The 21,607-nt window shown below is 63.3% G+C and carries 23 protein-coding genes and 1 tRNA gene; 12 read left to right on the plus strand and 12 right to left on the minus strand.

Features of this window, described 5'->3' with window-relative positions; translation table 11 throughout:
• The first annotated feature begins 42 nt into the window (after positions 1-42).
• Complete coding sequence (locus ACNA1V_RS11990) at positions 43-570, plus strand: RidA family protein (RefSeq protein ID WP_415833842.1); 528 nt, start codon at positions 43-45, stop codon at positions 568-570.
• Positions 571-619: 49 nt separating this feature from the next.
• Here the strand turns inward: ACNA1V_RS11990 and ACNA1V_RS11995 are convergent, their stop codons facing one another.
• Positions 620-2,017, minus strand: a complete 1,398-nt coding sequence (locus ACNA1V_RS11995; RefSeq protein WP_415833843.1) for an aminotransferase-like domain-containing protein — start codon at positions 2,015-2,017, stop codon at positions 620-622.
• 229 nt (positions 2,018-2,246) lie between these two features.
• Between ACNA1V_RS11995 and cyoA the strand changes: the two genes are divergently transcribed.
• The 6 genes from cyoA (at position 2,247) to ACNA1V_RS12025 (ending at position 8,054) form a co-directional block, all read left to right on the plus strand.
• The gene (gene cyoA / locus ACNA1V_RS12000; RefSeq protein ID WP_415833844.1) at positions 2,247-3,215 is read left to right on the plus strand and encodes a ubiquinol oxidase subunit II; all 969 of its coding nucleotides are present in this window, start codon (positions 2,247-2,249) and stop codon (positions 3,213-3,215) included.
• 12 nt (positions 3,216-3,227) lie between these two features.
• On the plus strand, positions 3,228-5,216 hold the full coding sequence (cyoB, locus tag ACNA1V_RS12005; protein WP_415833845.1) for a cytochrome o ubiquinol oxidase subunit I: 1,989 nt from the start codon (positions 3,228-3,230) through the stop codon (positions 5,214-5,216).
• A 2-nt stretch (positions 5,217-5,218) separates the two neighbouring features.
• Entirely contained in the window at positions 5,219-5,866 is a 648-nt protein-coding gene (gene cyoC / locus ACNA1V_RS12010) for a cytochrome o ubiquinol oxidase subunit III (protein WP_415833846.1), read from the plus strand.
• Between the two features lie 2 nt (positions 5,867-5,868).
• A complete protein-coding gene (cyoD, locus tag ACNA1V_RS12015) occupies positions 5,869-6,204 on the plus strand; it encodes a cytochrome o ubiquinol oxidase subunit IV (RefSeq protein WP_339138884.1) in 336 nt (111 codons plus the stop codon).
• A 20-nt stretch (positions 6,205-6,224) separates the two neighbouring features.
• A complete protein-coding gene (gene cyoE, locus ACNA1V_RS12020; RefSeq protein WP_415833847.1) occupies positions 6,225-7,094 on the plus strand; it encodes a heme o synthase in 870 nt (289 codons plus the stop codon).
• A gap of 201 nt (positions 7,095-7,295) precedes the next feature.
• The gene (locus ACNA1V_RS12025; RefSeq protein WP_415833848.1) at positions 7,296-8,054 is read left to right on the plus strand and encodes a glucose 1-dehydrogenase; all 759 of its coding nucleotides are present in this window, start codon (positions 7,296-7,298) and stop codon (positions 8,052-8,054) included.
• Between the two features lie 195 nt (positions 8,055-8,249).
• Here the strand turns inward: ACNA1V_RS12025 and ACNA1V_RS12030 are convergent, their stop codons facing one another.
• The 5 genes from ACNA1V_RS12030 to ACNA1V_RS12050 all read right to left on the minus strand — a co-directional run bounded on the left by ACNA1V_RS12030 (position 8,250) and on the right by ACNA1V_RS12050 (position 11,088).
• Positions 8,250-8,591 carry a hypothetical protein gene (locus ACNA1V_RS12030; protein ID WP_415833849.1) on the minus strand — a complete coding sequence of 114 codons (342 nt, stop codon included), beginning with the start codon at positions 8,589-8,591 and terminating at the stop codon, positions 8,250-8,252.
• Between the two features lie 129 nt (positions 8,592-8,720).
• Positions 8,721-8,795, minus strand: a tRNA-Val gene (locus ACNA1V_RS12035).
• A 133-nt stretch (positions 8,796-8,928) separates the two neighbouring features.
• Entirely contained in the window at positions 8,929-9,672 is a 744-nt protein-coding gene (dnaQ, locus tag ACNA1V_RS12040) for a DNA polymerase III subunit epsilon (protein ID WP_415833850.1), read from the minus strand.
• Positions 9,673-9,751: 79 nt separating this feature from the next.
• Complete coding sequence (gene rnhA / locus ACNA1V_RS12045) at positions 9,752-10,267, minus strand: ribonuclease HI (protein WP_415833851.1); 516 nt, start codon at positions 10,265-10,267, stop codon at positions 9,752-9,754.
• Between the two features lie 5 nt (positions 10,268-10,272).
• On the minus strand, positions 10,273-11,088 hold the full coding sequence (locus ACNA1V_RS12050; RefSeq protein WP_415833852.1) for a class I SAM-dependent methyltransferase: 816 nt from the start codon (positions 11,086-11,088) through the stop codon (positions 10,273-10,275).
• Between the two features lie 14 nt (positions 11,089-11,102).
• Here ACNA1V_RS12050 and gloB point away from each other — a divergent pair, with 14 nt between their 5' ends.
• The 3 genes from gloB (at position 11,103) to fabI (ending at position 14,270) form a co-directional block, all read left to right on the plus strand.
• Complete coding sequence (gene gloB / locus ACNA1V_RS12055; protein ID WP_415833853.1) at positions 11,103-11,921, plus strand: hydroxyacylglutathione hydrolase; 819 nt, start codon at positions 11,103-11,105, stop codon at positions 11,919-11,921.
• A 50-nt stretch (positions 11,922-11,971) separates the two neighbouring features.
• Positions 11,972-13,384: a LysM peptidoglycan-binding domain-containing protein gene (locus ACNA1V_RS12060; RefSeq protein WP_415833854.1), complete on the plus strand. Its 1,413-nt coding sequence runs from the start codon at positions 11,972-11,974 to the stop codon at positions 13,382-13,384.
• Between the two features lie 100 nt (positions 13,385-13,484).
• Positions 13,485-14,270 carry an enoyl-ACP reductase FabI gene (gene fabI, locus ACNA1V_RS12065; protein WP_415833855.1) on the plus strand — a complete coding sequence of 262 codons (786 nt, stop codon included), beginning with the start codon at positions 13,485-13,487 and terminating at the stop codon, positions 14,268-14,270.
• A 76-nt stretch (positions 14,271-14,346) separates the two neighbouring features.
• Here fabI and ACNA1V_RS12070 read toward each other — a convergent pair whose 3' ends face one another.
• The 6 genes from ACNA1V_RS12070 to apaG form a co-directional block, all read right to left on the minus strand.
• A complete protein-coding gene (locus tag ACNA1V_RS12070) occupies positions 14,347-14,736 on the minus strand; it encodes an OsmC family protein (protein ID WP_415833856.1) in 390 nt (129 codons plus the stop codon).
• Between the two features lie 81 nt (positions 14,737-14,817).
• Positions 14,818-15,966, minus strand: a complete 1,149-nt coding sequence (locus ACNA1V_RS12075) for an AI-2E family transporter (protein WP_415833857.1) — start codon at positions 15,964-15,966, stop codon at positions 14,818-14,820.
• 36 nt (positions 15,967-16,002) lie between these two features.
• Entirely contained in the window at positions 16,003-16,740 is a 738-nt protein-coding gene (locus ACNA1V_RS12080; RefSeq protein ID WP_415833866.1) for a DsbC family protein, read from the minus strand.
• Between the two features lie 102 nt (positions 16,741-16,842).
• A complete protein-coding gene (locus ACNA1V_RS12085) occupies positions 16,843-18,006 on the minus strand; it encodes an FAD-dependent monooxygenase (RefSeq protein ID WP_415833858.1) in 1,164 nt (387 codons plus the stop codon).
• Positions 18,003-19,340 (minus strand): murein transglycosylase A, encoded by a 1,338-nt coding sequence (gene mltA / locus ACNA1V_RS12090; protein WP_415833867.1) that lies wholly within the window; start codon positions 19,338-19,340, stop codon positions 18,003-18,005. Before mltA ends, ACNA1V_RS12085 begins: the two co-directional genes overlap by 4 nt.
• Positions 19,341-19,422: 82 nt before the next feature.
• Complete coding sequence (gene apaG, locus ACNA1V_RS12095; protein ID WP_415833868.1) at positions 19,423-19,803, minus strand: Co2+/Mg2+ efflux protein ApaG; 381 nt, start codon at positions 19,801-19,803, stop codon at positions 19,423-19,425.
• A 256-nt stretch (positions 19,804-20,059) separates the two neighbouring features.
• Here apaG and rpe point away from each other — a divergent pair, with 256 nt between their 5' ends.
• Together rpe and ACNA1V_RS12105 are read left to right on the plus strand one after the other, a co-directional pair.
• On the plus strand, positions 20,060-20,776 hold the full coding sequence (gene rpe / locus ACNA1V_RS12100; RefSeq protein WP_415833859.1) for a ribulose-phosphate 3-epimerase: 717 nt from the start codon (positions 20,060-20,062) through the stop codon (positions 20,774-20,776).
• A gap of 27 nt (positions 20,777-20,803) precedes the next feature.
• Complete coding sequence (locus ACNA1V_RS12105; protein WP_415833860.1) at positions 20,804-21,487, plus strand: phosphoglycolate phosphatase; 684 nt, start codon at positions 20,804-20,806, stop codon at positions 21,485-21,487.
• Positions 21,488-21,607 lie beyond the last annotated feature (120 nt).

Here is a 21,607-nt window from a genome sequence, read left to right on the forward strand (position 1 = left end):
GCTCTTCCCTTGACTTCCAGAGGTTGCCCCATGAAAGCCCATATGCTCCCCTTCGCACACGCCTTTGAACAAACCCGCATCCCTCGCCCGCTACTGGCCGCTGCGCTCGTCGCAGCCATGCTGCAAACGCCGGCGCAGGCGGCCGATATCACGCGCCATGCCTCCGGCAACCCGCAGTCGCCCATCGCCGCCGCAACGGAAGTGCCCCCCGGCCTGACGACGGTCTATCTCAGCGGTCAGGTACCCTCCGTGCAAAACAAGGAGGCCCCGCCCACCAGCGCCGCCGCATTCGGTGACACGAAAACCCAAACCATCAGCGTCCTGGGCAAGATCAAGACGCAGCTCGCCGCCCTCGGCCTGGGCCTGGACGATGTCGTCAAAGTGCAGGCCTACCTGGTTGCAGACCCGGCTACCGGCAAGATGGACTTCGCCGGTTTCAGTGCCGGCTATGCCGAATTTTTCGGCGGCAACCCGGCCATTCTGAATGCGCGTTCCACCATGCAGGTCGCTGGCCTGGTGAACCCCGGCTGGCTGGTAGAGATCGAAGTCACGGCCGTCAAGCGCCCGTAACGCCAGGCCCGGCCGCGACGCAAGCCAGGCCTGGCAACCCGGCCCTTGGCTACACCACCACTGCGGGCAAGGCCGGGCGCTGCTGCGCCAGCAGCTCGGCCAGCACTTTGAGCGCCCGCTCCAGGCGACGCCGGTCCGGCACTGCGCCCAGAGAAATCCGGATCGCCTTGGGTGCGATTCCGTCCACGGTAAAGAACTCGGAAGTGCAGATGCCCAGCCCATGCGCGCTGGCAGCTGCCAGCAAGCCGTTCAGGCTCCACTGTGCGGGCACCGCCTGCCAGATATGAAAACCGTGCGGCCCACCGTGCTGCGCGAACGGCAGCACGGTTTCGGCCAGTTCGTAGCGGATGCGGGCTTCGCTGGCGACGGCATCGCGGAATTCCGCCGCCATCCCGCTGCGTATCCACTGCGTCGCGAGCGCAGCCATCAATGGTGCCCCCATCAAGGTCAGCGCCCGCATGGCCAGCGCGAAACCATCCTGCGCCGCCGCATTCGGCAGCACCACAAAGGCTGTGCGCAAACCCGGCGTCAGCGACTTCGACAGTGTCGCGACATGGCTCACCCTATCCGGCGCCAGTTGCGCCAGGGCAGGCGGACCGCCAGGCGCCAGGAAACTGTAGGGATCGTCTTCGATGACATGCACATCGTGCGCACGCGCCACCGCCAGAATATCCTGGCGGCGCCCGGCCGGCATCGTGATCGCCGTCGGGTTCTGGATCGTCGGATTCAGGTACAGCAGGCGTACCCGCTGCGTCCGGCACACCCGCTCCAGTTCATCCGGCAGCATGCCCGCTGCATCCACCGCCACGGCGGCCATGCGCCGGCCCGTCTGGCGGACGGCCTGCATCAAGCCGGGATAGCTCAATACCTCTGCCGCCACGGCATCGCCCGGCGCGCTATGCGCCAGCACCAGGCCGGCCAGGGCGGCCTGGGCCCCCGGCACCACAGCAATGCGCGCCGGATCCACCCGCCCCAGGCCAGCCGCCAGCCATGCCGCCGCGGCTTCACGGTCGGCCTGGCTGCCAGCGCCCCAGTGATAGGTCATCAGCGTATCGACATCGGTACGGGCCAGCACATCATTCATGCCCTGGCGCAGCATGCGTTCCAGCTGCCCGCCCGGCGGCGGCGGCGGAATATTCATGCTGAGATCCGCTACCCTGCCGTCCTCGGCCGGGCCATGCGACACAAAAGAGCCTTGGCCGACCCTGGCGTCGAGCAGGCCACGGCGGCGCGCCTCGGCATAGGCCCGCGTCACGGTCGTCAGATCCAGCCCTAGCTGGCGCGCCAGTTGCCGCTGCGGCGGCAAACGGTCTCCCGGCCTCAGGCGGCCGGCATCCAGGGCATTGCCGATGGCATCGGCAATCTGCAAGTAGCGCGGCCCGCCGCCATCAACCAGCGTCTCCAGCCAGGCAGGCGCAGTCATCGACGCAACGCTTTTGTCATTCATGCAAATCGTATGGTGATTGTTTGTGATATATTCCGATCCTGCAGAATATTGTATGCATACATTATATGTATTTATACATACAAATCTCGCAAGCCCCGCCCGGCCCGGTCCTGCAGCCTGCCCCAATCATAGAGCATGTCACGCCAGGACACGCCCACGCGGCGTACGCGTCCGGGCTGCCGCCTGCGACTCCCCATCCGGCGTCCCCACCCATGTCCAAGAAATGACGATGAAACCGTTGAAAATACGACACCTATGCATGCTTCCAGCCTTGCTGGCGCTGGCCGGCCTGTCTGGCTGTGACTGGGAGCTGATCAACTCCAAGGGCCAGGTTGGCGTGGAAGAACGCAATCTGATCTTCACGGCAGTCGGCCTCATGCTGATCGTCGTGCTGCCCGCCATCATTCTCAGCCTGGTCTTTGCGTGGAAATATCGCGCCTCGGCCAAGGCCCGCTATGCCCCTGACTGGGCGCACTCCACGGCAGTCGAGGTGGTCGTATGGGGGTTTCCCATCATTATTATTTGCATACTTTCAGTGATTGTATGGAAAAGCACCCATAAGCTTGATCCCTACAAGCCGCTGGAATCCGAAGTCCCGCATGTCACGATACAAGCCATTTCCGCCGACTGGAAATGGATTTTCCTGTATCCGGAGCAAGGGGTCGCCACCGTCAATCAACTGTACATCCCGGCCAATACCCCCATTGCCTTTGATATCACCTCCAACAGTTCGATGAATACCTTCTTCATCCCGCAGTTGGGCGGACAAATCTATGCCATGGCCGGCATGCGCACCAAGCTGCATCTGATCGCCAACGAACCGGGCAACTATCGCGGTTTCTCGGGCAATTACAGCGGCAACGGTTTCTCCGATATGTACTTCACGGCCCACGCCCTGCCGCCCGAGCAGTTCGAACAATGGGCAGAGCGTACCCGCGCAGGCAGCGGCAATTTTGATTTCGCCCGTTTCCAGGAAGTCGCCAAGCGCCCTGAAAACCCGCCCTACCGCTACCCGATCGAGCAATACGCCAGCCTGGAGCCCCAGCTGTTCGAACGCATCATCGGCCAGTTCGTCGATATGAGCCACCACGACGCCGCCCCTGCCGACGGCCATGGGCGGGCCCAGGACGATGCGCCCCGCCACGATAGCCTCCAGGGCGGACATGCCGCCCCGGAAACGCACCCGAATGCCCTGTAACCGAGACCGGACATGTTAGGAAAACTCAGCCTGGCGGATATACCGCTACACGAACCCATCGTCGTCATCACCCTGATCGCCATCCTGATTGGCGGCCTGGCGGTGGTCGGCGGCATCACCTACCTGCGCAAGTGGGGCTATCTCTGGTCTGAATGGATCACCTCCGTCGATCACAAGAAGATCGGCATCATGTATATCTTCGTGGCGCTGGTCATGCTGGTGCGCGGCTTTGCCGACGCCATCATGATGCGCGCCCAGCTGGCCGTCGCCAATGGCGGCAGCGAAGGTTTCCTGCACCCCGACCACTACGACCAGATCTTCACCGCCCACGGCGTGATCATGATCTTCTTCGTCGCCACGCCGTTCGTGGTGGGCCTGATGAATATCGTCGTGCCGCTGCAGATCGGCGCGCGCGACATGGCCTATCCCTTCCTCAACGCGTTCAGCTTCTGGCTGTTCGTGGTGGGTGTGGTGCTGGTCATGCTGTCGCTGGGCATCGGCGAATTCGCCATGACCGGCTGGGTCGCCTATCCGCCTTTGTCCGGCATCGAGCTCAGTCCGGGCGTGGGGGTGGATTACTACATATGGGCGCTACAGGCATCCGGATTGGGCACGCTGCTCACCGGGGTCAACCTGTTCGTCACCATCATCAAGATGCGCGCCCCCGGCATGACGCTGATGAAGATGCCCGTCTTCACCTGGACCGTGCTCGTCACCTGCGTCATCATCATCGCTTCGTTCCCGATCCTGACCGGCACGCTGGCGATGCTGACGCTGGACCGCTACCTGGACACCCACTACTTCACCAATGATCTTGGCGGCAACGCCATGATGTACGCGAACCTGGTGTGGGCCTGGGGCCACCCCGAGGTATATATCCTGGTGCTGCCGGCCTTCGGCGTGTTCTCCGAAGTCACTGCAACCTTCGCCCGCAAGAAGCTGTTCGGCTACAAGTCCATGGTAGGCGCGACCGTTGCCATCGGCATCCTGTCGTTCATCGTCTGGCTGCACCACTTCTTCACCATGGGCTCCGGCGCCAACGTCAATGCCTTCTTCGGCATCATGACCATGATCATTGCCGTGCCCACCGGGGTGAAAATCTTCACCTGGCTGTTCACGATGTATCGCGGCCGCCTGGAATTCACCACGCCCATGCTGTGGACCATCGGCTTCCTCGTCACCTTCGCCATCGGCGGCATGACCGGCGTGCTGCTGGCCATCCCCGGTGCAGACTTCCTGCTGCACAACAGCCTGTTCCTGATCGCCCACTTCCACAACACCATCATCGGCGGCGCACTGTTCGGCTACTTCGCCGGCTATGTGTACTGGTTCCCCAAGGTATTCGGCTTCAAGCTCAATGAGCGTCTGGGCCGCTACTCCTTCTGGTGCTGGATCATCGGCTTCTACCTGGCCTTCATGCCGCTCTATATGCTGGGCTTCATGGGCATGACGCGCCGCCTGAACCACTACGACAACCCGGCCTGGGTGCCTTACCTGTATGTGGCCTTCGTGGGCGCATGCTTCGTGGCGCTGGGCATTTTCTTCATGGTGCTGCAGCTGGTGGTCAGCATCCGCGACCGCAACAAGAACCGCGACCTGACGGGCGACCCCTGGAATGCGCGCACGCTGGAATGGGCCACCTCCTCGCCGCCGCCGTTCTACAACTTCGCGGTGACGCCGCGCGCCGACGAACTCGATGCCTTCCATGAGGCCAAGAAGCAAGGCGGCATTGCGCGCCCGACGCACTACGAGCCCATCCATATGCCTCGCAGCAGCGGCCTGCCCTTCATCATGTCTGCCTTCGTGCTGGCGCTGTGCTTCGCATTGATCTGGCATATCTGGTGGATGGCCATTGCCGGGCTGGCAGGCGCAATCATCACCTTCATCTGGCGTACCTATGACAAGGACACGGACTACTACGTGCCCGTCAAGGAAATCGAGCGCATCGAGCATGCGCACTACCAAGCCGCCCAATCCCAAGCCCAAGCGAGCCAGGCCTGAATATGTCCACTCATACCTTGAACCCAAGTACCGGCGCGCACGCCAAGCCGCACGCCGGCCAAGGCCAGAGCCATGACCACCATGGGCACGAAGCACACGGCGACAATACCGTCTTCGGCCTGTGGATCTACCTCATGTCCGACGTCGTGCTGTTCGGCAGCCTGTTCGCCACCTACGTCGTGCTCATGAACGCCTATGCCGGCGGCCCGACCGGCCAGGAAATCTTCAACCTGAAGTTTGTCCTGGGCGAAACCTTCGTGCTGCTGTTCTCCAGCATCACCTTCGGCTATGCCTCGCTGGCCATCCACCGTGGCGACAAGAGCAACGCCTTGCGCTGGCTGTGCGTGACTTTCGTGCTGGGCGCGCTGTTCATCGCCATGGAAATCTATGAGTTCCAGCACCTGGCCAGCATAGGCGCCGGCCCCAGCCGCAGCGCCTTCCTGGGCGCCTTCTACGGCCTGGTCGGCACGCACGGCCTGCACGTCACCGCCGGCCTGATCTGGCTGGCCGTGCTGATCCACCAGACCTCGATGGACGGCCTGACGCCGCGCAACCAGACCCGCCTGGCCTGCCTGGGCCTGTTCTGGCACTTCCTGGACCTGGTCTGGATTTGCGTGTTCACCGTTGTCTATCTGACTGGAGCCCTGTAATCATGTCCCAACACGGCCACACCGACAGCGCCGGCGCCAGCTACGGCACGCTGCGCTCGTACAACACCGGGTTCATCCTGGCGGTCATCCTGACGCTGATTCCGTTCGCGCTGGTGATGTACCCCACCGGGCTGGAACGCTCCACCACGCTGCTGCTGATTTTCGGTTTCGCCATCGTGCAGACCATCGTCCAGCTGGTGTACTTCCTGCACATGAACCGGCACTCCGAGGGCGGCTGGAACCTGTCCAGCTTCGTCTTCACCATCGTCATTCTGCTGATCGTGGTCGGTCTGTCGCTCTGGATCATCTGGAGCATGAACGACCACATGATGATGTAAAGGCCAGGCCCGCCGTGCGCATGTTCAGGCAATACCTGCTGTTGACCAAACCCGGCATCATCGCCGGCAACCTGGTCAGCTTTGTCGGCGGCTTCCTTCTGGGAACCGCCGGCCACGCCAGCCTCGCCACCCTGCTGGCGGCTGCGGCCGGCGTGGCCCTGGTGATTGCCTCGGGCTGCGTCTTCAACAACTATATCGACCGCGACATCGACGCCGCGATGACGCGCACGCGCCAGCGCGGACTGGTCACCGGACTCATCGCCCCCCGCCACGCCCTGCTGTATGGCACGCTGCTGGGGCTGGCCGGCCTGCTGCTGCTGGACACCCTGGGCGGCGGTACGCTCGCCGCCCTGCTGGGACTGCTGGGTTTTGCCGTCTATGTCGGCGCCTACAGCCTCTACGGCAAGCGCAATACCGTGCATGGCACGCTGATCGGCAGCCTGTCGGGCGCCATGCCGCCCGTGATCGGCTATTGCGCGGCCAGCGGCCGTTTTGACCTGGGCGCGCTGGTGCTGCTGCTGATGTTCTGCCTGTGGCAGATGCCGCACTCCTACGCCATCGCCATCTTCCGGGCGCAAGACTATCGCGCCGCCGGCATCCCGGTGCTGCCGCTGCAATACGGACTCGCTTGCGCCCGCAGCCAGATCATCGGCTATACCGCCGCCTTCGCCGCCTGCAGCCTGCTGCTGCCGCTTTTCAGCGCCGCCAGCTGGCTCTACCTGGTCACGGCCCTGGCTGGCGGGCTCTACTGGCTCAGGCTTACGCTGGCGCCCTGCGACCCAGGCAACCCCGGCCCCTGGGCGCGCAAGCTCTTCCTGTTCTCCATCCTGCTGGTCGTGCTGCTGAGCCTCACCATGGGCATCGACGGCCTGCTGCACACGCCTGACTGAACCCGGCTGGCGTTGCCGACCCCGCAGCGCCAGCCGCCACAATGACATTCCTGCAGCACCGTCATTGCCTATGCCCGCCCGCCGCGGCCGGAGCCTTCGTCCCCTTGCCGCCAAAAATGGAATACCATTCCAGAGTCAGTCTGGGCTGTGGATTTCCCCGGCTGCCAGCGCTGGCGCCATCGACAAGGAGACATCATCACCATGGCAAACCCGGCACAGCAACTTTTTGATTTAAGCGGCCAGGTCGCGGTCGTGACCGGCGGCGGCTCCGGCCTGGGTGCAGCCGCCGCTCGCGCGCTGCGCAACGCCGGCGCGACTGTCATCATCCTGGGCCGGCGCGCAGACGTACTGCAGGAACAGGCTGAGCGCCTGGGTGCGCAAGCCATGCGCTGCGACACGCGCGAACGCGCACAGGTCAGCGCCGTGATACAGGACGTGGTCGCCCGCCATGGCCGCCTGGATATTCTGGTGAATGCGGCAGGCGTCCACCGCAAATGCCCGTCGCTGGATTTCCCGGATGAGGAGTGGATTGCCGTGCATGCCGTCAACACGCATGGCAGCTTCATCTGCGCCACCGAAGCGCTGCGCCATATGCGCGCAGCCGGACGCGGCAAGATCATCAATTTCTGTTCATATGGCAGCGCCAACGGCCTGCCCGAAAGCGTCGCCTATGCATCCAGCAAAGGTGGCCTGCGGCAGATGACCAAAAGCCTGGCCATCGAGTTCGCGCCGGCCGGCATCCAGGTCAATGCCATTGAACCCGGCTGGTTCAAGACCGACATGACATCCGCCATGTTCAGCGACCCGGCCTGGCTGGAACGCACCCAGCGCCGCATCCCTGCCGCTCGCCCCGGCGACCCCCAAGACCTGGATGGCGCCGTGATCTTCCTGGCATCCAAGGCCTCCGATTACGTTACCGGCATCGCCCTGCCCGTGGATGGCGGCGCTCAGGCCGTGTAAAGGGTACTAAAGGGCGGTAGAGGCTGATAGAGGCTGGTCCAGGCTGGATCTATCCCGGCACCTATCCACCACCAACCGGCACGCACCAGTCAAACAGCGACGCCATGCCCGGCGTCGCAGCTTCGCGCAGCCGGGCGTAGTCCCTTCCGGCCTGTCCGCCTGCCTTCCGAGGCAAGATGCTCAGACGATGCGCCCTTACACAATGCGCCAAATGACCGTGCCTATGACCCAAACCACGCCGATCACAATCAGGCACAGAACGAATTTCCAAAGCAGCTCAGCGAACCTGACCAGCACATAGGCCAGGATACCGCTACCGGCCAGCACCAATGCGAAACGCAGCCACTTGGGCCACTCCATGCCGAACCGCTGCAGCATCAAGTAAGTCAGCATACCGCCGATGACCAGTCCTGCCAGGCCGAACAACACGGCACGCGCCTGGCGATTTTCCTTGCGCTGGGCCGCCATCAGCGACTCTTTGCTATCGTGGTATTCAAAGTTTCCAGTCGCCGTACGCCGGCCAAAACGGGTACTCATTACAGGCTCATCCCTTTGGTATCTTCGACAGGCCTGCGACCATCGTGGCCCGATGCAGTGCCGCAGACGCAAAAAAACCTGCATGGCTATGCCATACAGGTTTCTGCCGTACGTTTCCGCACATGAATCTGGTGGGCGGTACAGGGTTCGAACCTGTGACCCCTGCCGTGTGAAGGCAGTGCTCTACCACTGAGCTAACCGCCCAGATCTCTTCAAACCTTGAAGAGAAGAAAATAATAGCATCAACAATATCAGGAAAGCAAGCCCTTTCTCTGAGGCACCTGCACATCGCAGCGGCTGCCCACCTGCTTGACAGGCGGCAGCGCCGCCCTTCCCATCAGGATGAGGAAGCTTCCGCCTGCGGCTCGTAACGCCGCCAGACACACTCGCCCTTAACCGCCTTATCGAGCGCCGACAAATATTCCGCGTGCGCCTGCAGGTCTGCCGCGCCAGCAGGCAATACCATCAAGCGCGCCGGATCAAAGCTGTCTTCCCCCTCGCGGAACAGCAAGGCATCGCCGCCACCTGTGTTTTGCGCCGCATCGACATCCCCCAGCAAGGACTCCTGCCCGCGCGTCATGGCCAGCCAGACTTCGGCCAGCAAACGCGTATCCAGCAAGGCGCCGTGCAGCGTCCGGTGCGCATTGGAAATCCCGTAGCGGTCGCACAGGGCGTCCAGCGAATTACGCTTGCCCGGATGCATTTCACGCGCCACCATCAGGCTGTCAGTCACCTTGGCGCAATAATCCTGGACCTTGCCCAGCCCCACGCGCTGCAGTTCGGCATCGAGAAACTTGATATCGAAGGCAGCGTTGTGGATCAACAATTCGCCATCGCGGATGAACTCGACAAAATCCCGCGCCACTTCCTCGAAACGGGGGTAGCCGGACAGGAACTCCGTCGTCAGGCCGTGCACGGCCAGTGCCTCCGGATCACTATCGCGGTCGGGATTGAGATACTGATGGTAGTGGTTGCCGGTCACCATCCGGTTATCCACTTCCACGGCACCGATTTCAACGATGCGGTGCCCTTGCGCCGGTTCCAGGCCAGTGGTTTCGGTATCCAGTACGATCAGCCGCATACGGGCAAGACTCCAAAAAGAAACAGGCAGGGCACTGCCGGAAAGGCATCAGTGTAAAACATGCAGGCCGGAAAGCCCGTCAGGCTTCTTGCCGCGCCGTGTCGGCCTCGGCTGCCAGCGCTGCCGCGCCACGCACACTCTCGACCCCCTGGTTGGCCAGCTCATCGGCACGTTCATTACCAGGGTCTCCGGCATGCCCCTTGACCCAGCGCCAGCTCACCTCATGGCGCCCGACTTCAGTATCCAGCTGCTGCCAGAGATCGGCATTCTTGACGGGCTTTTTATCTGCGGTACGCCAGTCCCTGCGCTTCCAGTTAGGCATCCATTCCGTGATGCCCTTCATCACATATTGCGAATCGGTGTGCAAAGTGACCTGGCATGGTTCACGCAGCGCCTGCAAGGCCCGGATCACGGCCATCATTTCCATGCGGTTATTGGTGGTTTCACGCTCGCCGCCACACATGGGTTTTTCATGGCGGCCGTAGCGCAACAACGCCCCCCAGCCCCCTACGCCCGGGTTGCCCTTGCAGGCGCCATCCGTCCAGATTTCCACTTGCTTGGCCGATACGGCCGATGTGGAAGGTTTTCCTGCCATGGGTTTCACCAATTGTCCTTTTCTTCGTGCCGTTCGCGTACCAGCGCCAGCTGGGGCGCCACGTTCTGCTCCATGCTGGCCGCACCTGCCACTCTCGCACCACGCGGCATGCGCCGCCGCTTTTTCTTCCAGGGCTGGCCGATCAGCCGCGCCCCCTGCACCCGCTTGATCGCGGATACGGCATAGACCGCACCGCAAAACGGCCACCAGCGCTCGCCCGCCGCTTCCATGAAATTCCAGCGTTGCAGCCAGGTTTGCGTGCGGCAGGGCGGCGCATAGCAGCCATAATGCCCACGCTCCGCCTCGAACCCCAGCAGCTTGAACCAATCCCGCAGGCGCACCAGCGACACCTGCGCTGCCTGGGCATGTGGCAGCCAGGGGTCGATACCAGGCACGGACTCACGCAGCCCCCACAGGCTCCAGGGGTTGAAACCCGAGATGACGACCCGCCCCTCTGGCACCAGTACACGATCCACCTCGCGCAATACTTCATGCGGCTGGCTGGCGAACTCCAGCACATGCGGCAGCACCAGCAAATCTATGCTTTGCGTCGCGAAGGGCAGCGCCTCGGGATCCGCCTGGATGCACGACTGCCAGGAACCCTGCCCCGGCGCGGGCAATGCGATGCCGGCAAAGGCCTTGAAAGGCATGCGGTTATCCTTCAAGGCATCGAGCTGCGGCATGCCCACCTGCCAGGCCTGATAGCCAAAAACATCAGCTACCATGGCATCGAACTGCGCCTGCTCCCAGGCACGGACATATTCCCCCGGCGGCGTGGCCAGCCACTCGCCCAATTTACTGATTGTGCTTTCGTCAGTCACTGGAACATATCCCCATGATTCTTTCGACAACGCCCCAGACCGCCGACGCTGTCACTCCCGGCTCGCTGCTCCCGCTGCCCGCCCTGCGGGATAACTACATCTGGCTGGCCGCCGGTTCAAGCCATGCCGTCGTGGTGGATCCAGGCGAAGCACGCCCCGTCCTCGATTTCCTGGAACACCATCCCTTGCAGCTAGTCGCCATTCTACTCACCCATCACCATGCTGATCATGTCGGCGGTGCGCGGGAACTGGCACAGGTGACTGGCGCCAAGGTGTATGGCCCCGCGACAGAAACCCTGCCGGTCTGTGATGTCCGGCTTCGCGAAGGCGACCTGGTGAACCTGGACGATCCGGCGCTGGCACTGCGCGTTCTGGATGTCCCTGGCCATACGGCCGGCCATATCGCCTACAGCGGCACGCTGGCCGGACAGCCCGTCCTGTTCTGCGGCGACACCCTGTTTTCCGGCGGCTGCGGCCGGCTCTTCGAGGGCACGCCCCGCCAGATGCATGACTCGCTGGCCAAATTCGCCAACCTGCCGCCAGACACCCTGGTGTGCTGTGCCCATGAATATACGCTCTCCAACCTGGACTGGGCGCTGCAGGTAGATGCAAGTAATAAGAAGTTAAAAGAATGGAAAATCCGTGCATCCGAGCTTATAAATCACGGAATTCCCACACTCCCCACCCAGCTCGCACTAGAATACGCCATTAATCCCTTCCTCCGCCTTGGCAATCCCCAGGTAATGCAGGCTGCCCAGCAATGGTCGCAGCGCTCGCTTTCCAACAGTGTGGATATCTTCGCTGCCTTGCGTGAATGGAAGAATGCAGCTTGAGCGCGGCCGATGCCGCCCGGGCCGCGCCAACCGAATTCAGACCGACCCGCATGAAACTGATTAAATTCATCCTACCGTTGTGCCTGGCAGTCCTGGCGGGTTGCGCCAGCACCTCACAACAACAGACTGCCCAGGCCAACGATCCGCTTTCATTGCTGATCGCCCGTAATTCCCCCCCACCGCAAAAGACCAACCGCGCCACGCTGCTGCAGGCCCGCATGGCCGACAGCTCGCGGATCATCGACCTGACGCGCCCGGCCTCCGATGCCTGGGAGCGCATCCGCCTGGGCTTTGCCATCCCCAACCTGGACACGCCGCTGGTACAGAAATGGACGGACTATTACGCGGCGCACCCGGAATACGTGCAACGCATGGCGGATCGCGCCGGCAAGTATCTGTACCACATCCTCGATGAAATCGACCGTCGTGGCCTGCCGACCGAACTGGCGCTGCTGCCCTTCGTCGAAAGCGCCTACAACCCGGACGCCTACTCCCGCGCGCATGCATCCGGACTCTGGCAGTTTGTGCCGGCCACCGGCCAGAACTTCAATCTGAAACAGAACTGGTGGCAGGACGAACGCCGCGACCCGATCGCCTCGACCCGTGCCGCGCTGGATTACCTCGAATACCTGTTCGAACTGCAGGGCGACTGGCATCTGGCCCTGGCATCGTATAACTGGGGCGAAGGGTCCGTGCGCCGCGCCATGGCGCGCAATGAAGCCGACAACAAGCCGACGGACTACCTGTCGCTGAACATGCCGGATGAAACGCGCAATTATCTGCCCAAGCTGCAGGCCATCAAGAATATCGTGGCCATGCCACAGCAGTACGCCATCGCACTGCCGGAAGTCCCCAATTCGCCCTATTTCACCACCATCGCCAAGACCCGCGACATCGACATCGACATCGCCGCCAAACTGGCGGAAATGCCGCTGGAAGAATTCCGCGCCCTCAACCCGTCCTACAACCTGCCCATCATTCCAGGTTCGGAAAGCACCACGCTGATCCTGCCGCTGGACCGGGTCGAGATTTTCTATGCCAACCTCAACACCTACAAGGGCGAGCTGAGCGCATGGAAAACCTACCATCCGCAACGCGGCGAAACCCTGCGTGACATCGCCCGCGAGCACGGGATTTCCGAAGCCGAGCTGCGCCGTCTCAATGGCCTGGGCGCCCGCCAGCGCACCGCCAGCGGCCAGCCGCTGCTGTTGCCCGCCAAGCCTGGCAACCAGGTGAAATTTGCGTCGCTGGCACCGGTCGTGCCCGTCGCTGCCGCCAGGGCCACGCCGACCCGAGCTGCCGCCGTACGCTCCCACACCGTCCGCCGCGGCGACACCTTGTCAGCCATCGCGCGTCGCTACGGCACCGATGTCACGACCCTGCGCCGCCTCAACAATCTCAAGGACAACAACCTCGCTGTCGGCCGCAAGCTGCGTATCCCTGGCACCAACTCGCGCGGGTAAGCCCCCGGTCATGCCGCCCAGGCGCTGCCCGGGCGGTATGATTGCGTTGTGGCCGGTATCGTCCGGCCCATGCCTTCGTTAATTTTCAGGATAGACACACATGGGTTTTCTTAGCGGCAAGCGCATTCTCGTTACCGGCGTCCTGTCCAACCGCTCTATTGCCTACGGCATCGCTCAAGCCTGCCACAAACAAGGCGCGGAACTGGCCTTCACCTATGTCGGCGACCGCTTCGCTGATCGCGTCAAGGAATTCGCCGCCGATTTCGGCAGCGATATCGTCCTGCCTTGCGACGTTGCCGAAGATGCCAGCATCGACAGCGCCATCGCCGCACTGAGCGAACGCTGGGACGGCCTGGACGGCCTGGTTCACTCCATCGGTTTCGCGCCGCGTGAAGCCATCGCCGGCGAATTTCTCGACGGCTTGTCGCGCGAAGGCTTCCGCATCGCGCACGACATCTCGGCCTATAGCTTCCCCGCACTGGCCAAGGCAGCGCTGCCGCTGCTGCAAGCCCGCCGGGGCTCGCTGCTCACCCTGACCTATCTGGGTGCCGAACGCGTTGTTCCCAACTACAACACCATGGGCCTGGCCAAAGCCTCGCTGGAAGCCAGCGTCCGCTATCTGGCCGACAACCTTGGCCCGCTGGGCATTCGCGCCAACGGCATTTCCGCCGGCCCGATCAAAACCCTCGCGGCCAGCGGGATCAAGGACTTCTCTTCCATCCTGAAGTTCGTGGAACAGAACGCCCCCTTGCGCCGCAACGTGACCATCGAAGACGTCGGCAATGCCGCCGCGTTCCTGCTGTCCGACCTGGCTGCCGGCATTACGGGTGAAATCACCCATGTCGATGCCGGTTTCTCCACCATCGTACCGGGCATGCACGGCTGATCCTTCCACTGAAGACAGCAATGGCGCAGGCGGCACCAGGCCGCCTGCGCCATCTTTTTGTCCTTGGCGTACCGGCTCAAGCCAGGCGCGTGCTCACTTCTATCTCTGACTGGGTCATCAACTTGTGGATGGGGCAACGATCCGCAATCGTCAGCAGATCCTGCCGCTGCGCATCATCCAGATCCCCTTCCAGCGTGAGCGTCACCGTCAAGCCATAAACACCCGCGCGCTCGCGGCTGGAATCACGCTCCACATTCACCGTGACCTTATCCAGCGGATAGCCCTTGCGACGCGCATAAAGCAGCACGGTCATGGCTTTGCAGCCCCCCAGCGCCGTATCGAAATAATCATGGGGATCCGGGCCTTCTCCTTCCGGCGCCGGCATATCCAGCGCCAGCTCGTGGCCAGCGGCCACGGCGGTCAGGCGCAATGCAGATGCTTCATTCTGACGGATGCTGATGCTCATGTTTTCCTCGCAGTATGAAAATAGCCCACGGCATGGACTCTCCTGGCCCGACGATGGCAACGCAGCAGACAGCGGATAGGGTCAGACCCCGTCGTCAGCGCCCGCCTCCAGGCGGGCAGACGCCCCCTTGCTGCGCTCCTGGGCAAGCCTGCCCTGCTGCTTACGTGCCCGTTCCGCCCGGATATTGCGCAACCACTCGCGCCACATGGCAACCAGCAGCGCCATCAATACCGGCCCGACAAACAAGCCCACGAAGCCCATGGTTTTGACCCCGCCGACCAGACCGAAAAACGTCGGCAGGAACGGCAGCTTGACAGGGCCGCCCACCAGGCGGGGCCGCAAGGTCTTGTCCACGATGAACAATTCAATACTGCCCCAGGCCAGCAACGCCACCCCGGCAACGATATCACCGGAAGCCATCAGATACAGTGACACCAGGGTGAATGACAGCGGTGCCCCCCCCGGTATCAGGGCCATGAAGCCGGTAATCACGCCCAGCAATACCGGCGACGGCACCCCTGCCACCCAGTAGGCAATCCCCAGCACCACGCCTTCGCCAATGGCGATCACGCCCATGCCGGTCACGGTGGAACCGATGGTGGCCGGCACCATGCGCGAAAACTGCTGCCAGCGCGCCGGGAAGATACGCTCGCCGGCCAGATCCAGTTGCGCCACCACCGCCGTGCCATCCTTGTAAACGAAGAACAGCGTGATCAGCATGAAGAGTACCGTCAACGCCAGATGGAACAGGTTGCCGGTCGCCGACAGCACCCAACGGTAGATATTGCCCAGATGCTGGCCGCTCAACACCTGCACCCAGTAGCCCAAGGCATGCGGTTCGCCCAGGTGTTCCTGCCAATAACCGGCCCAGCGCTCGCCCACCACAGGCAATGCAGGCAGCCATTCCGGCACGGGCAAGCCGTCGCGATTGGCATCCTGCAACCAACCCAGCACGTTGCCGGCTTCCTGGATGGCGTAGGACAACGCCATGGACAAAGGCACGATCAATACCAGCACAACCACCAGCAAAGCGCCGCTCGCCGCCAGCGCCGTGCGGCCATTGCACATCCGGACCCAGCGTGAATACATCGGCCACGACGCAATGCCGATAATCAGCGCTGCCAGCGCAGGCACCAGGAAACTGCCGAAGAAATAGACGCCGGCAACCAGAACCAGTATCAACAGCCAGCGCGCAATCACATGCGCAGGGAAAACTGGTGGCAGGGACATATTCGGATTCCTGATAGCGTGCGTGAAAAACTAGACTTAGCGGGCTGCCTGCTGGGCGCGATCCAGTCGTGCCCGCAACTCATCGGCAGGCAGCGCGCCAGGCGCCCGGGTGCCGTCCTCGAAGAAAATGGCCGGCGTGCCACGCACGTTCAGGCGCTTGCCCAGGGCAAGCAGCTGATCCAGCGGCGCGTCGCAGTTGCCGGCCTGGGGCGCGATACCCTTGACCATCCAGGCATCCCAGGCAGCCGCCGGATCCTTGGCGCACCACACGGCCTGAGATTTTTCGTGTGAATCCTGCGACAGAATGGGCAACAGGAAAGCGTACACCGTCACATTGTCGATGCCTGCCAACGTCTGCCGGAGCTGCTTGCAATAGCGGCAATTCGGATCTTCAAAAATCGCCAGCTTGCGAGAGCCATCGCCATGCACTTGCTTGATCGCCAGTTCCAGCGGCAACTGATCGAAGTCGATGGCCGACAGCTGTTCCATACGCTCTTGCGTCAGATTGCGGCGCGTTGCTGCATCCACCAGATAGCCCTGCATCAGATAGCTGACATCCGCATCGGTATAAAACAGGCTGTCATCCACCTGCACCTCGTACAGCCCATACCCGACGCTGCGAACACCATCCGGTTGCACGCCATCGAAACGCTGGGCAAAACGCTGGCCAACAGCGGCCGGCGCTACGCCAGCAGCCTCGGACGGCTTGCCGGTTGCCGCCGTGCCTGCCGCAGCGCCCGTAGCCGTCGCGGCCTGCACCGCAGGCACCAACATAGCGGAGAGCGTTGCCGCAGCGATGGCGATCCAGCGCCGGAATTGTAGAACTGACATGAACCGTGTTCTCCTGAAATTTTCCGGGACGCATTCCCAGGGTTTCTAGCGCGAAGCCTGCTCGATCAACAGGCGCTGCAGGCCGGGCAAACGTCCTACCAGCGACATGCCGGTATTGCGCAGCCAGGCCAGTGGCGCCGGCTGCGCCTCGAACAAACGATGCAGACCGTCGGTCGCCAAGGCCATCGCGCCAACGGCTTCGGCCCGCCGGCGGCGATAGCGCCGCAACAGCAAAGGATCGCCAGCCTGCCGGAAATCCTCCCGGCCGCCCACGATCGCCGCCAGTTCACGGGCATCCCCCAAGCCAAGGTTCAAGCCCTGGCCAGCCAGCGGATGCACCCGGTGCGCCGCATCGCCCACCAGCGCCAAACGCTCGCCGACCATATCGGTACGGTCCAGCGTCAAGGGAAAGCCGTGCACAGCGCTGCGCAATACCAACTGCCCCAGGCATCCTTGCGTCGCCTCCGCCAGGCGCCGCGACCAGGCCTGGGCAGCCTCATCCGCAGGCAGGGCTTGCATCGCCCGCGCATGCTCGTCCTTCATGGACCAGACCATGGAGACCTGCGCGCCCTGGGCCGTATCCGGCATAGGCAGCAACGCCAGCACGCCGTCGTCGCGGAACCATTGCCGGGCCATCCCGCCATGCGGCAATGCCGCATCCAGATGCGCAACCAGGCCCGTCGCACCATAGGCACGCGAGCTGACTCCGCCGACATGGGCGCGCAACAGCGAGCGTGCGCCATCTGCACCGATCAGCAGATCAGGCCGGAGCGCACTCCCTTTGCTGGTGGCAAGCACACCTGCGTCGTAACTCAGCGCTTCTTCATCGCGCCACTCCAGGCCGAACACGCGCACGGCCTGCTGCAACGCCCGCTCGATTTCGCTGGACTCGACAATCCAGGCCAGTGCATCACGGGCGGCCTGCCAGGCGTGCAGATCCAGGCGACCATCGGCATCGCCATGTATTTCCATACCAGCCACGGGCGCCACACGCCCAGGCTCCAGCCCGTCCCACACGCCCAATTCCTGCAGGAATGCCTGACTCGCGGGAGAGATCGCGTACACCCGCGCATGATAGACATCCGGCTGCGGAGGCGGCACCGGGCGGCGCGGCGCCAGAATGACCGGGCGCTGGCCCTGGCGCGCCAAGGCCAGCGCCGTCGCCAGGCCGGCATTGCCGGCACCGCAAATGACGATACCCCCCATCATCGCGCCGCCGGTTGGCCGGCCGATTTGGGCCACAACACCCACATGCGGCCACGCTGCTTCATCCGGCCAGCCTGCTCACCGGCTTCGTCGCCATAACCCCAGTAGAAGTCGGCCCGAGCAGCCCCCTTGATCGCAGCACCGGTATCCTGGGCGAATACCAGGCGATTGAGCGGCTGGTTGGACGACGGCAAGGTGGTGGACAGGAAGACCGGCGCGCCCAGCGGCACATAACGGGTATCGACAGCAATGGAACGCTGTCCGGTCAACGGGATGCCATAGGCGCCCTTGGGGCCTTCGGACGGATCGACGATGGTTTCTTCGCGGAAGAACACCATGGCCGGATTGGCGTTCAGCATTTCCTGCACTCGTTCCGGATTGCGGCGCGCCCAGGCGCGGATGTTCTGCATCGACGCCTGCGCCAGCGGCAACTCGCCCTTATCGGCCAGCCAGCGCCCGATTGAGGCATAGGGCCGCCCATTATGGTCTGCATAGGCCAGCCGCAAGGTATGCCCCTGATCCGGGCCGCCCGTCAGCAGCACGCGGCCAGAGCCCTGAATCTGCAGGAAAAAGGCATCGACCGGGTCATCCACCCAGACAATCGCCGCAGGCTGGCGGGCGCGGTCGGCCGCGATCTCCGCCCGGGTGTCATAAGGCACCACACGCTTGCCATCCACGAGCTTGCCCCGCACACGCTTGCCCGCCAATTCGGGGTACACCGAACCGAGGTCTATCGTCAGCAGGTCGGCCGGCACTGCATACAGCGGCCACTGATAGACACCGCCACGCTCACGCGAACCGCGCACCAGGGGTTCATAGTAGCCAGTCACCGTATTGGCGGCGGCACCCTTGCCTTCGTCCAGGCGCCAGGGCTGCAGATGCTGCTGCAGGAAACGCCGGATGGCAGCGGGATCATTGGCATCCGGCGCCTGCGCCGGATCCGCGGCGGCTGCGCAAACGGCATGCCAGGGGCGGGGCGCCGAACGCGCCGGTGCCGTCAAGGAACCTCCGGTCGGGCGCATCAGCCCGGCGCAGTTACGCAGAAAGGCCACCCAGGCCTGATCCATGGGTTCGCTGCTCCAACCGGGCAAATCCGCCCAGTCGGCACGCGCCCAGCCGCCATCGAGCCGGCGCGCTGCCGTGTCCCGCAGACTGGCCAATGGAGGAACGCGCAAGGGCAACAGGCTGCGCGGCTCAGCTGCCGCCTCGCCTGTCGTTCCGCCCGTCGTTGTCGTCCCCGAAGGCTGACCGCCCTCGGGCACAGGCCCTGTCGTGCTGCAAGACGCCAGCAATGCGGCGCCACCTATCAGTAATGGAAGTAAACGCGTCAGCTTCATGAACCGCCCGGTATGTTCTCGAGGCATTATAGGACCGCCACTACAGCGGCGCTTGAAGTTTTTCCGTGCGCCCCGCCGCCCGTCAATGCAGGGTGCTGGGCATCGCCAACATGAATTCCGGTATGGCGACATCGAAGGGAATGCCGTTTTCCCCGACACAATGATACGTGCCGCGCATCGTCCCCACCGGTGTTTTCAGCGGGCAGGCGCTGGTGTATTCAAAAGACTCGCCCGGCGCCAGCAAAGGCTGCTTGCCCACCACGCCCAGCCCGCGTACCTCATGCTGATGCTGGGTGGCATCGGTGATGACCCAGTGGCGCGCGATCACTTGTGCTGGACGGCTGCCGGTATTGGCAATGGTAACGGTATAGGCAAACAGATATTCGTCAGCCGACGGCTGCGACTGTTCCGGTACGTAACGCGGTACCACCGTCACGGTCAAATCGTAGGTTTTATCCTGCATGAAATACTCCCCCTCATGGCTGGCGCCGCACACCGAGGCCCCGAGATAATGCGAAACGCCATCCCCGCCCCCCAAAACTGCAATAATGTCGGCTGCCTGCCTGAGCTTTTTTCCAATGTTGTGGCTCATTGCCAGCACAGGAACACAGCGCGGCGGCAACCCGTCAGGGCCGTGCCATCCGGCCGCGCCCTGCCTGATTCCGCAATTTCTGCGCGGGACTCCCGCGCTGCCATTCCTTGCCTTCCAGGCCGCTATCATGCCAGAACAAACGTCCTTGCCGCCCGCCCGCATCGCTCCGAGCATTCTGTCCGCCGATTTCGCCCGCCTGGGCGAAGAGGTGCGCAATGTCCTGCTTGCCGGCGCGGACTGGATCCACTTCGACGTCATGGATAACCATTTCGTTCCCAACCTGACGATAGGCCCGCTGGTCTGCGAGGCGATCCGCCCCCACGTCAAGGCGCCGATCGACGTCCATCTGATGGTTGAACCGGTCGATGCCCTCATTCCCATGTTCGCCAAGGCCGGCGCCGACATCATCAGTTTCCACCCGGAAGGCTCGCGCCATGTGGATCGTACCCTGTCGCTGATCCGCGATCATGGCTGCCAGGCCGGCCTGGTCTTCAACCCGGCCACGCCGCTGGACTGGATGGATCATGTCATGGACAAGCTCGACCTGGTGCTGCTGATGTCGGTCAACCCCGGCTTTGGCGGCCAGGCATTCCTGCCTTCCAGCCTGCCCAAGCTGCGCCAAGCCCGTGCCCGCATCGACGCCTGGACGGCCCAGGGCGGCCAGCCCATCGCGCTGGAGATTGATGGCGGCGTCAAGGTGGACAACATCGGCGCCATCCGCGCCGCTGGCGCCGATACCTTCGTGGCCGGTTCGGCCATTTTCGGCAAGCCCGATTACGCGGCCGTCATCAGCGCCATGCGTGCGGAAATGGCACGTGCCGACGGTGCCCTGCAAACCTGTTGAACCTTGATTACCCCGCCTGCGCCTGACATGACTACCCTAGAACTGGTTCTGCTGGACCTGGACGGCACCCTGCTGGATACCATTCCGGATCTGGCCAACGCCGCCAATCATATGCGCGCCGACCTCGGCTTGCCGCCGCTGCCCCTGGCGCTGCTAGCAACCTATGTCGGCAAGGGCATGCAGGTGCTGGTGCGACGCGCCATGACAGGCGACACCCGCCTGGATGGCCCCCTGCCCGAGGGTTTCGATCATGCGCTGGCGCGCTTTCAGCATCACTACCGCAGGCTCAATGGGGCCGATACGCGCATCTACCCCGGCGTCATCGACGGGCTGGACGCCATGCAGGCCCAAGGGCTGCCGCTTGCGGTCGTGACCAACAAGCCGCACGCCTACACGCCGCCGCTGCTGGCGCGCATGGGCCTGGATCGCTACTTCCCCATTGTGATCTGCGGTGACACCTGCGCCCGCAAAAAGCCGGAAGCCGACCCGCTGCTGCATGCCTGCCAACTGGCGGGGGTCGCCCCAGCGGCCACCGTCATGATCGGCGACTCCATCAATGACGCCCAGGCGGCCCGCGCCGCCGGATGCGCCGCGCTGGCAGTCAGCTATGGCTACAACGAAGGGATGGATGTGCAGACGCTGGATGTCGATGGTATAGTGGATACGTTGCTGGAAGCCGCCGGGTGGATTGCCCGCCGCAACCAGCACTAATTCGATACCCAATATCCAAGACTGAATCCCGACCCAAGATTCCTGGCTGATTTCATGTTCATCACATCCACATCCCGTTCCGCACGCGCCAGCTGGCGCTGGTGGCGCAGCATGTCCGGG

Source organism: Kerstersia similis (genome assembly GCF_965139615.1).
Taxonomy (GTDB): Bacteria; Pseudomonadota; Gammaproteobacteria; order Burkholderiales; family Burkholderiaceae_B; genus Kerstersia; species Kerstersia similis.

What these genes read in the sequence shown, in the direction of transcription:
- apaG (WP_415833868.1), bottom strand. Translation starts at nt 19,803, where the DNA reads ATGCAGGATAAAACCTACGATTTGACCGTGACGGTGGTACCGCGTTAC.
- ACNA1V_RS12060 (WP_415833854.1), top strand. Translation starts at nt 11,972, where the DNA reads ATGAAACTGATTAAATTCATCCTACCGTTGTGCCTGGCAGTCCTGGCG.
- ACNA1V_RS11995 (WP_415833843.1), bottom strand. Translation starts at nt 2,017, where the DNA reads ATGAATGACAAAAGCGTTGCGTCGATGACTGCGCCTGCCTGGCTGGAG.
- fabI (WP_415833855.1), top strand. Translation starts at nt 13,485, where the DNA reads ATGGGTTTTCTTAGCGGCAAGCGCATTCTCGTTACCGGCGTCCTGTCC.
- mltA (WP_415833867.1), bottom strand. Translation starts at nt 19,340, where the DNA reads ATGAAGCTGACGCGTTTACTTCCATTACTGATAGGTGGCGCCGCATTG.
- dnaQ (WP_415833850.1), bottom strand. Translation starts at nt 9,672, where the DNA reads ATGCGGCTGATCGTACTGGATACCGAAACCACTGGCCTGGAACCGGCG.
- gloB (WP_415833853.1), top strand. Translation starts at nt 11,103, where the DNA reads ATGATTCTTTCGACAACGCCCCAGACCGCCGACGCTGTCACTCCCGGC.
- cyoD (WP_339138884.1), top strand. Translation starts at nt 5,869, where the DNA reads ATGTCCCAACACGGCCACACCGACAGCGCCGGCGCCAGCTACGGCACG.
- ACNA1V_RS12105 (WP_415833860.1), top strand. Translation starts at nt 20,804, where the DNA reads ATGACTACCCTAGAACTGGTTCTGCTGGACCTGGACGGCACCCTGCTG.
- cyoC (WP_415833846.1), top strand. Translation starts at nt 5,219, where the DNA reads ATGTCCACTCATACCTTGAACCCAAGTACCGGCGCGCACGCCAAGCCG.
- rpe (WP_415833859.1), top strand. Translation starts at nt 20,060, where the DNA reads ATGCCAGAACAAACGTCCTTGCCGCCCGCCCGCATCGCTCCGAGCATT.
- cyoB (WP_415833845.1), top strand. Translation starts at nt 3,228, where the DNA reads ATGTTAGGAAAACTCAGCCTGGCGGATATACCGCTACACGAACCCATC.
- ACNA1V_RS12025 (WP_415833848.1), top strand. Translation starts at nt 7,296, where the DNA reads ATGGCAAACCCGGCACAGCAACTTTTTGATTTAAGCGGCCAGGTCGCG.
- ACNA1V_RS11990 (WP_415833842.1), top strand. Translation starts at nt 43, where the DNA reads ATGCTCCCCTTCGCACACGCCTTTGAACAAACCCGCATCCCTCGCCCG.
- ACNA1V_RS12075 (WP_415833857.1), bottom strand. Translation starts at nt 15,966, where the DNA reads ATGTCCCTGCCACCAGTTTTCCCTGCGCATGTGATTGCGCGCTGGCTG.
- cyoE (WP_415833847.1), top strand. Translation starts at nt 6,225, where the DNA reads ATGTTCAGGCAATACCTGCTGTTGACCAAACCCGGCATCATCGCCGGC.
- ACNA1V_RS12085 (WP_415833858.1), bottom strand. Translation starts at nt 18,006, where the DNA reads ATGATGGGGGGTATCGTCATTTGCGGTGCCGGCAATGCCGGCCTGGCG.
- ACNA1V_RS12080 (WP_415833866.1), bottom strand. Translation starts at nt 16,740, where the DNA reads ATGTTGGTGCCTGCGGTGCAGGCCGCGACGGCTACGGGCGCTGCGGCA.
- cyoA (WP_415833844.1), top strand. Translation starts at nt 2,247, where the DNA reads ATGAAACCGTTGAAAATACGACACCTATGCATGCTTCCAGCCTTGCTG.
- ACNA1V_RS12070 (WP_415833856.1), bottom strand. Translation starts at nt 14,736, where the DNA reads ATGAGCATCAGCATCCGTCAGAATGAAGCATCTGCATTGCGCCTGACC.
- rnhA (WP_415833851.1), bottom strand. Translation starts at nt 10,267, where the DNA reads ATGGCAGGAAAACCTTCCACATCGGCCGTATCGGCCAAGCAAGTGGAA.
- ACNA1V_RS12030 (WP_415833849.1), bottom strand. Translation starts at nt 8,591, where the DNA reads ATGAGTACCCGTTTTGGCCGGCGTACGGCGACTGGAAACTTTGAATAC.